This window comes from Acuticoccus kandeliae (genome assembly GCF_003073115.1).
In genome coordinates, this window is the sequence record NZ_QBBV01000004.1 from 649038 (window position 1) to 661620 (window position 12583).

Below are 12583 nucleotides of genomic sequence, written 5' to 3' on the forward strand. Positions count from 1 at the left end.
CCACCATGGGTGAAGCGTTGCACAAGGCGTGGCCGGCCGACCCGGCCGCCACGACCTCCGACCGGCCCGCCGTCATCGCGCTCGACGATGCGCGCGTGACCTATGGGCCGACCGTCGCGGTCGCCGGGCTCAGCCTCCTCATCCGCCCCGGCGAGGTCATCGGCCTCGTCGGGGCGAACGGGGCCGGCAAGTCCACGCTGATGCGCGTCCTGTGCGGCGCCGTCGCGCCCGAGACGGGGACGCTCGCGGTCGGCGGCGCGCCCGTCGACTTCGCCCGCTACGGCGCGCGCGAGGCGCACAAGGCGGGCATCCGCATCGTGTGGCAGGAGCTTTCGCTCTGCGCCAACCTCACCGTGGCCGAGAACATGTTCGTCGAGCGGCCGGACGTCCCCGTCCCGCCGGTCGGCTGGCGCCGCCCCTTCCGCCGCCTCGCGCGCGAGAGCCTCGAGGCGGTCTTTCCCGACGCGCGCATCGGCGTCGACCGCGTCGTCGGCGACCTGCCGATCGGCCAGCGCCAGATGGTGGAGATCGTGCGCGCGGCGACCGCGCCCGGCCTCTCCCTCCTCATCCTCGACGAGCCGACCTCCTCCCTCGACGCCGTGCGCAGCCGCCAGTTGCGGGACTATGTGCGCGCCCGCGCGGCGGAGGGGCTCGCGGTGATCTTCATCAGCCACAAGCTCGGCGAGGTGCTCGACATCGCCTCCCGCGTCTTCGTGATGCGCAACGGGCGCGAGGTGCTCGACGCGCCGGCCGCCGAAGTCTCCGCCTCCCGCCTCGTCGAGGCGATGGGCGGCAAGGAGGCGGTCCCGGCGAGCACGCGCGCCGCCAACGCGACAGGCGCCCCGCTCGCGCGTATATCCGGTCCCCTCACCACGCCCCTCGGCCACGATGTGACGCTCCACGCGGGCGAGATCGTCGGCGTCGCTGGCCTCGAAGGGGACGGGCAGAAGGAGCTTCTGGAGCGCCTCTTCCACGGCCGCGCGGGGGACCGCGAGGTCACACGGCTCGGCCGCGCCGCCTACGTCTCGGGCGACCGGGCGCGCGAGGGCGTGTTCCCGCTCTGGCCGGTCTCGGCCAACATCGCGATCGGGCGCATCGCGCAGCGCGCGGGCTGGTCGCGCGTCTCAGCCAGCGCCGAGCGGGAGGCCGTGCGGCCGGAGGCGGAGCGGCTCGACCTCGACCCGGCGCGCTTCGATTCCAATATCCTCGAACTCTCCGGCGGCAACCAGCAGAAGGCGCTCGCCGCCCGTGCGCTCGCGACCGAATCCGACATCCTCCTCCTCGAGGACCCGACGCGCGGCGTCGACATCGCGACGAAGCGCGCCTTCTACGATGTCGCCCGCGACGCCGCCCGGCGCGGCAAGCTCGTCATCTGGCACTCCACCGAAGATGCCGAATTCGCCGAGTGCGACCGCGTCCTCGTCATGGCGTCCGGCCGCATCACCGCCGAACTGACCGGTTCCGCGATCAGCGAGGAGCGCATCCTCGCGACCGCCTTCGCGGGCCGCGAGGCGGAGGGCGCGCGCCCGGCCGCCCGCACGTCCGGGCTCGGCCTCGGCCTCGCGCGCCTCATCCTGCGCAACGCGGCGATCGTCGGCCTCGTCCTCGTCTGCGCCGCCCTCGTCTCGCTGAACCCGATGGTCGCGAGCGCGTTCGGCATCGAGCTTCTCCTCGGCCCCGCCGTCGCGCTGACGCTGATCGCGCTCGCCCAGATGTTCATCGTCGGCGGCAGCGAGATCGATCTCGGCGTCGGCGCCTTCGCCGGCCTCGTCAACGTCCTGAGCGCGACGCTCCTCTTCACCGCCCCCGTCCTCGGCGTCGGCGCGATCCTCGCCGGCCTCGCGGGGTACGCGCTGATGGCGACGATCATCCGCGTGCGCGCGGTGCCCGCGATCGTCGTCACGCTCGGCGCGTCCTTCATCTGGTACGGCATCGGCTATTCGATCCAGCCCTCCCCCGGCGGCACTGCGCCCGGATGGCTGCGCGCGCTCACCCAATGGTCGATCCCGGACGTGCCGACCCCGCTCGTCCTCATCGTGATCTTCACGCTCGTCGCCCTCCTCATCCACCGCTCGCGCCTCGGCACGGTGCTGCGCGGCTTCGGGGCGAGCCCACTCTCGCTGGAGCGGTCGGGCTGGTCGCCGCTGCGCTTCGGCATCATCCGCTACCTGATCGCGGGCGCGTTCGCCGGCGCCGGCGGCCTCGCGATCACCGCCATGAACGGGGCGAGCGACATCAACGCGGGGTCGGGCTACACCCTCCTCGCCGTCGCCGCCGTCGTCCTCGGCGGCTGCCGCCTCCTCGGCGGCTTCATCTCGCCCGTCGGCGTCGCAGCCGGCGCGGTGACGCTCTCCCTCATCGGCGCGCTTCTCGGCTCGCTGGGCGTCTCGACCGACTTCAACGCCGCCGTCCAGGGAATCCTCATGATCAGCGTGCTCGGCCTGCGCGCATTGGTGGAACGGGAGGAGGCATGAACACGCTCCTCGCCATCCCGCGCCGCCATCGCTGGATCTGGGCCGCGCTCGGCGTCGTCATCCTGTGGGTGGCGCTCTCGATCGCGACCGAGCGCTTCAGCCTCCACAGCGTCTCGGGCGTCGCGCGCTCGGCCTCCTTCCTCGCCCTCGTCGCGCTCGGGCAGATGTTCGTGGTCGCGACCGGGCGCGGCAACATCGACCTGTCGGTCGCGGGCGTCGTGACGCTCAGCGCCTTCATCACCGTCACGATCGCGGACGGGACCAACCTGCACCTGCCGCTCGCCCTCGGGGCCGCGCTCCTCACCGGCGCGCTCGTCGGCCTCGTCAACGCGCTCCTCGTCGTCCGCTTCCGCATCGCCGCGATGATTGCGACGCTTGCGATGGGGTACGTGCTCGCCACTGCGACACTGATGGTGAACCGCCAGGTGCGCGGCTTCGAGACGGCGCCGATGCTCGAATGGCTCGCCTCGGGCCGGATCGGCGACGTGCCGGTCGTCGCCCTCCTCGCGATCGTCGCCGCGACGCTCGCCGCGTACGTCCTCAACCGCACATCATATGGGCAAGCGCTCTCGGCGACGGGCCAGAATATTCGGGCAGCCGAGCTTGCGGGCGTGCGCACCGGGCGGATCGTGACGACCTCCTTCGTCATCAGCGGCATCTGCGCCGCTCTCGCGGGGGCGCTCCTCTCGGCCAATGTGGGCGGCGCCTTCCTCGACATGGGGACGCCCTATCTCCTCCAGTCGGTCGGCGCGGTGGTGCTCGGCGGATCCTTGATTTTCGGCGGTTTTTCGACCGCGCTCGGCACCCTTTTCGGCTCCCTCCTCCTCATCCTCATCGTCACCACCATGCAGATCTGGGGGCTCCCCGCCGGGGCGCAGGACGTGGTTCAGGGCGTCGTGATCGTCGCCGTCCTCGCCTTCGCGGGCGATGTCGGCGGGCGCGTCGTGCGCCGCCGCAAGGCCGGCGGCTGATGTGGCGGCATAACAAATTTCAAAAATAATTCGTTCGCGGAGGGAACCGATCAACGATTGGTGAGTTGACCCAATCAGCTTGGTCGACACCAAGATCAGAGATTGCATATTTGAGGCTTTAGGTGGATCGCATGCCTGACAAGCCTTTGCGAGGATGGGAACCGCTCGGCTTCGATTTTACGTTTGCGTTCCAGCCGATCGTCGATTTGGGTTCCCGGTCCGTGTTTGGCTACGAGGCCCTCGTGCGTGGTCGCGAGGGGCAGCCGGCCGCGTCCGTGCTCGCGAAGGTGGATGCCGAAAACCGGGAGCAGTTCGACCAGGCGACGCGCCTGAAGACGATCTCCCTCGCCCATCGCCTGTTCGGCAACACCGACGCGCGCCTCACGATCAACGTCTCCCCGAACGCCGTGGTTGAGCCGGCGCGCAGCGTCCACACCACGGTCGAGATCTGCACCGCGCTCGGCTTCCCGCTCGACCGGCTGATCTTCGAGATGACCGAGCACGAGACAATCGAGAATGTCGCCCACCTGCGCAGCGCCGTCGATCATTACCGTGTCCACGGCCTCGCGACGGCGATCGACGATTTCGGCAGCGGGATCTCCGGCCTCACCATCCTCGCCGACTTCGTGCCGGATTATCTGAAGATCGACCGCGCCCTGGTCCGCGGGGTGGATGGCTGCGGGAGCCGCCAGGCCATCATCGACGGGATCCTGCTCATCGCCGACAGGCTCGGCGTCAAGGTCGTCGCCGAAGGGATCGAGCGGGAGGAGGAGCTCGCCTACCTCGCCGGGTGCGGGATCGACCTCTTCCAGGGCTACTACATCGCCCGGCCCACCTTCGAGGCGGTGCCGGAGATCGATTTCAGCCGCTTCCCCACCGTCGGGGGCACGAGGGAGACCGCCGCCCCCCTCCTCGCCGCCGCGCTCGCCTGAGCGGCGCGGCCGGCGTTCGCGCCAGCCCGATCAGGCCGCGATTGCGAAGGGCGAGTCTTCCGAATGGATGTGGCCGAGCCCGTCCTCGCGCTGGCTCCAGCCCCGGCCGGGGGCCATCAGCCACAATTGCGCCGCCGCGGAGAGCGTCGAGAAGGTGTCGCGCGTGATCGCGGCGACGAACATCTTGTCGTGCTGGCCGAGCGCGGGGCGCACGAGCGCACCGACCTGGTCGGCGTCGCGGGCGGTGTCGACGAGCCAATATTCCACCCCGACGCGGTAGACGTCGGGAAAGCGCTGGCGGAGCATCATGTCGACTGCCGCGCCGTTCTTGTTCTTCGGTGAGATGAAGACTCCGTGGATGGCCATGAATCGCTCCCTTCGCCGCTGTGAAGGATGGTGAACAGCCATGGTTAACAAGGATCTAACCAAGCCCCATCTTCGCCACACTCTCCCCCGCCGCGCATCATTCCACCGCTCCCGCCGCGTCCCGAGCGCGCGGTCGATTTTCTTCGCCCTCAAAGCGCGCTAAAGGCGGAGCCCATGGCCAGGCCCCCACTCCTTTCTCTGCAAGACATCTCCCTCACCTTCGGCGGAACGCCCCTCCTGGAGGAGGCGTCGCTGCAAGTCGGGCCCGGAGAGCGCATCGCGCTCGTCGGGCGCAACGGCTCGGGCAAGTCGACGCTGCTCAAGATCGCCGCCGGGATCATCGCGTTCGATTCGGGGCGGCGCTTCATGCAGCCGGACGCCACCGTGCGCTACCTCGCACAGGAGCCGGACCTCTCGGCCTATCCCTCCATCGAGGCCTATGTGCAGACCGGCCTCGGGCCGGGCGACGACCCGCACGCGGGGCGCATCATCCTCGAAGGGCTCGGCCTCGATCCGGACGCGCCGACGACCAACCTGTCGGGCGGAGAGACGCGCCGCGCCGCGCTCGCCCACACGCTCGCCCCCGATCCCGACGTCGTCCTCCTCGACGAGCCGACCAACCATCTCGACATCGCCGCGATCCGCTGGCTCGAAGAGCTGTTGAAGGCGCGGCGCAAGGCCCTCGTCCTCATCAGCCACGACCGCCGCTTCCTGGAGACGCTATCCACCGCCGTCGTCTGGCTCGACCGCGGCCGCACCCAGCGCATGGACCGCGGCTTCGCCGAATTCGAGGACTGGCGCGACGCCCTCATCGCCTCGGAGGAGGAGGAGCGGCGCCGGCTCGACAAGAAGATCGAGCAGGAGCAGGAGTGGCTGCGCTATGGCGTGACCGCCCGGCGCAAGCGCAACATGGGGCGCCTGCGCAATCTCCAGGCGCTGCGCCAGGAGAAGCGCGACCAACGCAAGCAGACCGGCCTCGCCGACATGCAGATCGCCTCGGCCGAGCGCTCCGGCAAGCGCCTGATCGTCGCCGACAAGCTGCAGAAATCGTTCGGCGACCGCGCGATCTCGAAGGACCTCTCCCTCACCATCATGCGCGGCGACCGGCTCGGCCTCGTCGGCCCCAACGGGGCGGGCAAGACGACGCTCATCAACCTCCTCCTCGGCCGCCTCGCGCCCGACGCAGGGACGGTGAAGTTCGGCGTCGACCTGAAGCCCATCCTCCTCGACCAGCGGCGCGAGGGGCTCGACCCCAACATGCCGCTGCGCCAGGCGATCAGCCCGTCGGGCGGGGACCAGATCACCATCGGCAGCGTGACGAAGCACGTCGCGGGCTATCTGAAGGACTTCCTCTTCACCCCCGAGCAGTTCAACACCCCGGTCGGCGCGCTCTCCGGCGGCGAGCGCGCGCGCGTCCTCCTCGGGCGCGCCTTCGCGATGGAATCGAACATCCTCGTCCTCGACGAGCCGACCAACGATCTCGACCTCGAGACGCTCGACCTCCTCGCCGAGGTGATCGGCGACTATGACGGCACGCTCCTCCTCGTCAGCCATGACCGCGACTTCATCGACCGGACCGTGACGACCACCCTCGTCGCCGAAGGGGACGGGACGTGGGGCGAGTATCCGGGCGGCTATTCCGACATGCTCGCCCAGCGCGGCGAGGGCCCGTCCGAGCTCCTCGTCGAGGCGCGCGAGAAGGCGGTGAAGAAGGATGCGCCGGCGTCCGCGCCGAAGCCCGCCCAGAAGCGCAACAAGCTCTCCTTCCGCGAGAAGCACGACCTCGAAACCCTCCCCGCCCGGATCGAGACGCTCGAAGGGGAGATCGCGAAGCTCTCCGACCAGCTCGCCGACCCGAGCCTCTACGCCAAGGACAAGAAGCGCTTCGACACGCTGACGAAGGACCTGACGGCGAAGCAGGCCGAGCGCGACGCCGCAGAGGAGCGCTGGCTGGAACTCGAAATGAAGCGCGAGGAGCTGGAGGCGGGGTGAGCGCCGCCCCGCCGATCCGGATCACCGACCGGGACGCGCCCGAGATCGCCCTCTTCCGCGAAGTGCGCGAGCGCGACCTCGTCGGCCGCGAGGGTGTCTTCATCGCCGAGGGGCTGTCGGTGCTGAACGTCCTCCTGCGCTCGTCGCTGAGCGTGCGGGCGATCCTCGTGGAGGAAGGGCGGCTCTCGCGGCTCCCCGTGCTCGAGGCGCGCGGTGCGACCCCGCTCTACGTCGCCCCTCAAGACGTGCTCGACGCGATCGCGGGCTTCCACCTCCACCGCGGCATCCTCGCCGCCGCTGAAGTGCCCGCCTCGGCCGATCTCGCCGTGCTCCCCGAGACCGGACCGCTCCGCCTCCCCGTGCTCGTGACGCTCGCGAACCACGACAATGTCGGCGGGATCTATCGGAACGCGGCGGCTTTCGGCGCGGCGGCCGTCGCGATCGACGCGCGCACGGCCGATCCCTTCTATCGCAAGGCCATCCGCGTCGGCGTCGGGGCCCCGCTCATCGTGCCGACGATCCGGACCGAGAGCGCTGAGGCGCTCCTGCCCGTCCTCGCCGCGCGCGACATCACCCCCTACGCGCTGACTCCGCGCGCAACGCGCTTCGTCGGCGAAGCGCCGCTCGCCCCGCGCGCCGCCTTCTTCCTCGGCACCGAGGGCGAGGGGCTGCCGGACGCGCTGATCGATGCGGCGGAGCCGCTCGCGATCCGCATCGCGCCGGGCTTCGACAGCCTCAACGTCGCCGCGGCGAGCGCCGTCGCCCTCCACGCCCACGCAATCGCGCACCGGGCCTGACGGCCGGCCCGCCCCTGCGTCGTCGCGGAGGGAGGGAAAGGGGTCAGTGCCCCTCGAAGGAGAGGACGCTGTAGACCTCGACGCCGCGCTCGCGCAGGCGGTCCGCACCGCCGAGCTCGGGCAGATCGATCGCGAAGGAGGCCGCCGGCACCGTGCCGCCCGCCCGCTCCACGAGCTTCACCGCCGCGACCGCCGTGCCGCCCGTCGCGATCAGGTCGTCGACGATCAGCACGCGCGCCCCGGCCGGGACCGCGTCGATGTGGATTTCCACCTCGTCGACGCCGTATTCCAGCGCGTATTCCTCGCGATAGACCTCGGCCGGAAGCTTGCCGCGCTTGCGCACGGCGACGAAGCCCTTGCCGAGCTCCATCGCGATCGCGCCGCCGAGGATGAAGCCGCGCGCGTCGATCCCAGCGACGAGGTCGACGCCCACCCCGCGCGCATAGTCCGTCATCAGCGCGACGGTGCGGCGGAAGCCCTCGGCGTGGCTGAAGAGGGTCGTGACATCGCGGAAGATGATGCCCTTGCGCGGATAGTCGGGGATCGCGCGCACGAGCGCGGAGAGGTCGTTCATCGTCAGCTCCGGGAGAGGACGCGGCCGGCGACCGCGTCGAGCTTGGCGAGAAGCGCGGGATCACGTTGTTCCGGCGCGGTGATGATGGCGAATTCGAGCGCGGTGTCGGACCCGCGCGAGCACGGTTCGCGCGTCGCCGGCATCCCGACCGCGAGCGTCGCGACGAGCTGGCGCGCGGCGTCGCCATTGTGGTGCATCGTCTCGATGATCTTCGCGATGTCGACCTCGCCATGGTCGGGGTGCCAGGAATCGAAGTCGGTCACCATCGCGACCGTCGCGTAGGAGATCTCCGCCTCGCGGGCGAGCTTGGCCTCGGGCATGTTCGTCATGCCGATCACGTCCGCGCCCCACTGGCGGTAGAGGAGCGATTCGGCGAGGGAGGAGAATTGCGGCCCCTCCATCACGAGATAGGTGCCGCCGCGCCGGTGCGGCACGCCGACGACCTTCGCCGCCGCCTCGATCCGGTCGCCGAGATCGCGGCTCACCGGGTGCGCCATCGAGACGTGCGCGACGCAGCCGGGACCGAAGAAGGTCTTCTCCCGCGCGAAGGTGCGGTCGATGAACTGGTCGACGATCACGAACGTGCCCGGCGGCAAATCCTCGCGCAGCGAGCCGCACGCCGACAGGGAGATGAGGTCCGTGACCCCCGCCCGCTTCATCACGTCGATATTGGCGCGATAGTTGATGTTCGTCGGGTCGACGCGGTGGCCGCGGCCGTGGCGCGGCATGAAGACGATGCGCGTGCCCTCGATCGTGCCGCGCAGGACCTGGTCCGAGGGCGCGCCCCAGGGACTCTCGATCGTCTCCCACTCACCCTTCAGGCCGGGCAGGTCGTAGAGGCCAGAGCCCCCGATGATCCCCAACGTCACGTCCATCAACCGTCCTCGTCGTCGTAGTCCACCTGTGTGAGGATCAGCCCCGACGCCGGCGCGACCGGGCCACAGGCCGGCCGCGAGCGCGCCGCCAGCGCCGCCGCGATATCATCCGGCGTCCAGCGGCCGAGCCCCACTTCCACCAATGACCCCACCATGGACCGAACCTGATTGTGAAGGAAGGAGCGGGCTACCGCTTCCACGGTGACGAGCGCCCCCTCCCGCCGCACGTCGAGCCGGTCGAGCGTGCGCACCGGGCTCGCGGCCTGGCACTGGGAGGCGCGGAAGGTGGTGAAATCGTGCCGGCCGAGGAGGTGCTTCGCGCCCGCATCCATCGCCGCCGCATCGAGCGGAACGGCGACCTGCCAGGCGATCGTGTCGAGCGCCAGCGGCGGGCGGCGGTTGATGATGCGGTAGAGATAGCGCCGGCGGCGGGCCGAATGGCGGGCGTCGAATTCGTCGCCCACCTGGGAGGCGGCGAGGATCGCGACGGGCTCGGGCCGCATGTGCGCGTTCATGGCGTCGCGCACGGTGTCGGCCGGCCACGCGCGCTCGAAGTCGAGATGGGCGACCTGGCCGGTGGCGTGGACGCCGGTGTCGGTGCGGCCCGCGCCGTGGACGCGCGTCGGCGTCCCGCACAATTTCTCGGCCGCCGCCTCCAGCGTCTCCTGCACGGAGCGCCCGTTGGTCTGACGCTGCCAGCCCACGAAGGGCCGGCCGTCATATTCCACGACCAGCTTGTAGCGCGGCACTCAGGCCGCCTCGAACTTGTCCCCGGCGCCGACCCGCGCGCCGCGCAGGAACGCGTCGGCATCGACGGGGCCCTTGCCGGCCCGCTGCACGCGCAGGAGTCGGACCGCTCCGCTGGAGCAGGCCACGGTGAGCGCATCGTCGAGGATGGTGCCGGGCGCGGCGCCTCCATTGCCGCTCTCGGCGGCGGGGACCGCGACGGCCTGGAGGATCTTCAGCCGCTCGACCTTGCCGCCGATCGGCAGCGTCGCATACGCGCCGGGGGCGGGGCTGAGGCCGTGAATGTGGTTGCGCACGGCGACGCAATCCTGCGCGAAATCGATCCGCGCCTCGGCCTTGTCGATCTTCTTGGCGTAGGTGACGCCTTCTTCGGGCTGCGCCTGGAGGTCGAGCGCCCCGCGCTCCAGCCCGCCGAGCGCGCGCCCCATCAGGTCGGCGCCAAGGCGCGAGAGGCGCTCGGTCAGCGTCGCGGCCGTGTCGTCGGGACGGATCGGCGTGCGCTCCACCATCGCGACGGGGCCGGTGTCGAGGCCCGCCTCCATCTTCATGACGGCGACGCCCGTCTCCGCGTCGCCCGCCATGATCGCCCGCGCGATCGGCGCGGCGCCGCGCCAGCGCGGCAGCAGCGAGGCGTGGACGTTGAAGCAGCCCTGCTCCGGCGCGTCGAGCACGTCCTGCGGCAGGAGGAGGCCGTAGGCGACGACGACGGCGACATCGGCCTCATGGGCGGCGATCTCGTCCGCGGCTCCCTTCAGGGTGAGCGGGTGGAAGACCGGCAGGGCGAGCGCCTCGGCGGCCTCGTGGACGGCGGATTTCTTCTCCCCCATCCCGCGCCCGGCCGGACGCGGCGGCTGGGTGTAGACGGCGGCGATGTCGTGCCCCTGGCCGACGATCTCCATGAGGGTCGGGACGGCGAAGGGCGGGGTCCCCATGAAGATGACGCGCATCATCGCGTTTCACCGCGTGTCACGAAGGTCGGCGTGGCAGACAAATGTCGTCCCCTGGCGGTCATTGGGCGAAAGCGCGCCATCTTCGCGGGGCCGCGGCGTCGTGTCGAGCCGCGTCGGCGCGCCGATGATCTCAGATCATCTCGGGCTCGTCGCCGCCCGCGGCGGCGAGCTTCGCCTGTTTGGTGAACTTCTTCACGACCCGCTCCCGCTTCAGGCGCGACAGATAGTCGATGAAGAGGACGCCGTTCAGATGGTCGATCTCGTGCTGGAGGATGACGGCGAGGAGACCGTCGGCCTCCACCTCGCGCGCCTCGCCCTCGAGGTCGGTATAGGCGACGCGCACGGACGCGGGGCGGATCACGTCCTCGACATAGTCCGGGATCGAGAGGCAGCCCTCTTCCCAGACCTTCGTCTCCTCCGAGCTTCCGACGATCTCGGGGTTGATCAGCACCATCGGCTGCGGCTCGGCCCCCTCCTCGTTCGCCGGGTCGGCGACGATGATGCGCTCGGTCACACCGATCTGGGGCGCGGCGAGGCCGACGCCGGGGGCGTCGTACATCGTCTCCAGCATGTCCTCCGACAGCTTGCGGATGCGCTTGTCGATGGTCGCGATGGGGGTCGCAACCTTGCGCAGAACGGGGTCGGGGAGGATGAGGATCGGGAGCTTCGCCATATTGTGCGAAATATGGTGTGCGAAACGTCCGGTCAACGATCATCGTGTGCGCAAAGACGGCCGATGCTGCAATGCGGCATCATGGCCGCACCGAATCGCGCCCCTGCGGCCCGAACCGCCCGTCCTTCCTTCCCTCCTCGCCCTTCCGGTTCTAGGTTCGGCCGACCTTAAGCACGGCGGAGACCTGATGGCGGCCCTCATTGCGACGTCGGCCCGAGTGGTGGAGAAGTGGAAGGACAAGTTCCGCACCTCCGCACCGGAGCGGACCTTCTACATCCACGGCGAAGACGACTACGATCCGGCCTCGATCCGCTACGCCATCGTCTGGAATCCGCCCTCCGCATCGCTGAGCGCGCTGCCCAACCTCGAGGCGATCTTCAATCTCGGGGCGGGCGTCGACGGCATCCTGAAGGATTCCTCGGTCCCGGCGGACGTGCCGATCGTGCGCCTCGTCGAGAACGACATGACCGAGCGCATGGCCGAATGGGTGACGCTCCAGGTCCTCCTCCACCACCGCCACACGCTGCAATATCTGGAGCAGCAGCGGCGACGCGAGTGGGCCGACATCACCCAGCCGATCGCGAACGAAGTACGCGTCGGGATGATGGGGTACGGCGTCCTCGCCCAGCACGCGGGCAAGATCCTGCGGATGCTCGGCTTCAAGGTGCACGCCTGGTCCCGCTCCGAGAAGCCGGCCGACGTGCCGCTCTTCGCCGGCCCCGCGGCGCTGCCGGACTTCCTCGCCGAGACCGACATCCTCGTCGCCCTCATCCCGCTCACCGAGGAGACGCGCGAGATCATCAACGCCCGCCTCATCGACGGCATGGCGAAGGACGGCGCGCTCGGCGGGCCGATCATCGTCAATGGCGGGCGCGGCGGGCTCCAGAACGAGGCGGACCTCCTCGCCGCGCTGAAATCGGGCGCTCTCAAAGGAGCGAGCCTCGACGTGTTCCAGACCGAGCCGCTTCCGGCGGACGACCCGATCTGGGCGGCGCCCAATCTCGTGATCACCCCGCACGTCGCGGCGATCAGCGAATTGAACGCCACCGCGGCCTACGTGCTGCGCCAGATGGAGGCCTATGAGCGGGGCGAGCCGTTCCAGAACGTGGTGGTGCGCGACCGCGGCTATTGAGCCCGGCCGCGCGGCCCTCGAACTCGGCGGCCAAAGGCTGTATCGTTCGGCCAATTCAGCGGTCGGTCATTTTCGCTCTGCTACATTGCAGCAATTGGCG

At 70.2% G+C, this 12583-nt stretch carries 12 protein-coding genes; 6 read left to right on the forward strand and 6 right to left on the reverse strand.

Annotation, left to right across the window (positions count from 1 at the left end; genetic code table 11):
• Positions 1-5 precede the first annotated feature (5 nt).
• From DBV35_RS26115 to DBV35_RS26125, 3 genes are all read left to right on the forward strand, one after another.
• On the forward strand, positions 6-2474 hold the full coding sequence (locus tag DBV35_RS26115) for an ATP-binding cassette domain-containing protein (protein WP_108663308.1): 2469 nt from the start codon (positions 6-8) through the stop codon (positions 2472-2474).
• Positions 2471-3445, forward strand: a complete 975-nt coding sequence (locus DBV35_RS26120; RefSeq protein WP_108663309.1) for an ABC transporter permease — start codon at positions 2471-2473, stop codon at positions 3443-3445. Before DBV35_RS26115 ends, DBV35_RS26120 begins: the two co-directional genes overlap by 4 nt.
• A 131-nt stretch (positions 3446-3576) precedes the next feature.
• A complete protein-coding gene (locus DBV35_RS26125; protein WP_108663310.1) occupies positions 3577-4377 on the forward strand; it encodes an EAL domain-containing protein in 801 nt (266 codons plus the stop codon).
• Positions 4378-4407: 30 nt separating this feature from the next.
• On the opposite strand, the gene DBV35_RS26130 is transcribed toward DBV35_RS26125, so the two are convergent.
• A complete protein-coding gene (locus tag DBV35_RS26130) occupies positions 4408-4743 on the reverse strand; it encodes a hypothetical protein (protein ID WP_108663311.1) in 336 nt (111 codons plus the stop codon).
• Positions 4744-4917: 174 nt separating this feature from the next.
• Here DBV35_RS26130 and DBV35_RS26135 point away from each other — a divergent pair, with 174 nt between their 5' ends.
• Positions 4918-6735 carry an ATP-binding cassette domain-containing protein gene (locus DBV35_RS26135; protein ID WP_108663312.1) on the forward strand — a complete coding sequence of 606 codons (1818 nt, stop codon included), beginning with the start codon at positions 4918-4920 and terminating at the stop codon, positions 6733-6735.
• On the forward strand, positions 6732-7532 hold the full coding sequence (locus DBV35_RS26140; protein WP_108663313.1) for a TrmH family RNA methyltransferase: 801 nt from the start codon (positions 6732-6734) through the stop codon (positions 7530-7532). The genes DBV35_RS26135 and DBV35_RS26140 overlap by 4 nt, the downstream gene beginning before the upstream one ends.
• 43 nt (positions 7533-7575) lie before the next feature.
• On the opposite strand, the gene DBV35_RS26145 is transcribed toward DBV35_RS26140, so the two are convergent.
• From DBV35_RS26145 to def, 5 genes are all read right to left on the reverse strand, one after another.
• Positions 7576-8106, reverse strand: coding sequence for an adenine phosphoribosyltransferase (locus tag DBV35_RS26145; RefSeq protein WP_108663314.1), 531 nt, complete (start codon positions 8104-8106; stop codon positions 7576-7578).
• A 2-nt stretch (positions 8107-8108) separates the two neighbouring features.
• Entirely contained in the window at positions 8109-8984 is an 876-nt protein-coding gene (locus DBV35_RS26150) for an S-methyl-5'-thioadenosine phosphorylase (protein WP_425428498.1), read from the reverse strand.
• Complete coding sequence (gene truA, locus DBV35_RS26155) at positions 8981-9730, reverse strand: tRNA pseudouridine(38-40) synthase TruA (protein WP_108663316.1); 750 nt, start codon at positions 9728-9730, stop codon at positions 8981-8983. The genes DBV35_RS26150 and truA overlap by 4 nt, the downstream gene beginning before the upstream one ends.
• Positions 9731-10675 carry a methionyl-tRNA formyltransferase gene (fmt, locus tag DBV35_RS26160; protein ID WP_108663483.1) on the reverse strand — a complete coding sequence of 315 codons (945 nt, stop codon included), beginning with the start codon at positions 10673-10675 and terminating at the stop codon, positions 9731-9733.
• A 133-nt stretch (positions 10676-10808) separates the two neighbouring features.
• The gene (gene def / locus DBV35_RS26165) at positions 10809-11351 is read right to left on the reverse strand and encodes a peptide deformylase (protein WP_108663317.1); all 543 of its coding nucleotides are present in this window, start codon (positions 11349-11351) and stop codon (positions 10809-10811) included.
• A 187-nt stretch (positions 11352-11538) separates the two neighbouring features.
• On the opposite strand from def, the gene DBV35_RS26170 reads away from it, so the two are divergent.
• On the forward strand, positions 11539-12483 hold the full coding sequence (locus DBV35_RS26170) for a 2-hydroxyacid dehydrogenase (protein ID WP_157961992.1): 945 nt from the start codon (positions 11539-11541) through the stop codon (positions 12481-12483).
• The last annotated feature ends 100 nt before the right edge of the window (positions 12484-12583 follow it).

Coding starts and splice junctions, on each gene's coding strand:
- DBV35_RS26115 (WP_108663308.1), top strand. CDS start 6: ATGGGTGAAGCGTTGCACAAGGCGTGGCCGGCCGACCCGGCCGCCACG.
- DBV35_RS26120 (WP_108663309.1), top strand. CDS start 2,471: ATGAACACGCTCCTCGCCATCCCGCGCCGCCATCGCTGGATCTGGGCC.
- DBV35_RS26125 (WP_108663310.1), top strand. CDS start 3,577: ATGCCTGACAAGCCTTTGCGAGGATGGGAACCGCTCGGCTTCGATTTT.
- DBV35_RS26130 (WP_108663311.1), bottom strand. CDS start 4,743: ATGGCCATCCACGGAGTCTTCATCTCACCGAAGAACAAGAACGGCGCG.
- DBV35_RS26135 (WP_108663312.1), top strand. CDS start 4,918: ATGGCCAGGCCCCCACTCCTTTCTCTGCAAGACATCTCCCTCACCTTC.
- DBV35_RS26145 (WP_108663314.1), bottom strand. CDS start 8,106: ATGAACGACCTCTCCGCGCTCGTGCGCGCGATCCCCGACTATCCGCGC.
- fmt (WP_108663483.1), bottom strand. CDS start 10,675: ATGCGCGTCATCTTCATGGGGACCCCGCCCTTCGCCGTCCCGACCCTC.
- def (WP_108663317.1), bottom strand. CDS start 11,351: ATGGCGAAGCTCCCGATCCTCATCCTCCCCGACCCCGTTCTGCGCAAG.
- DBV35_RS26170 (WP_157961992.1), top strand. CDS start 11,539: ATGGCGGCCCTCATTGCGACGTCGGCCCGAGTGGTGGAGAAGTGGAAG.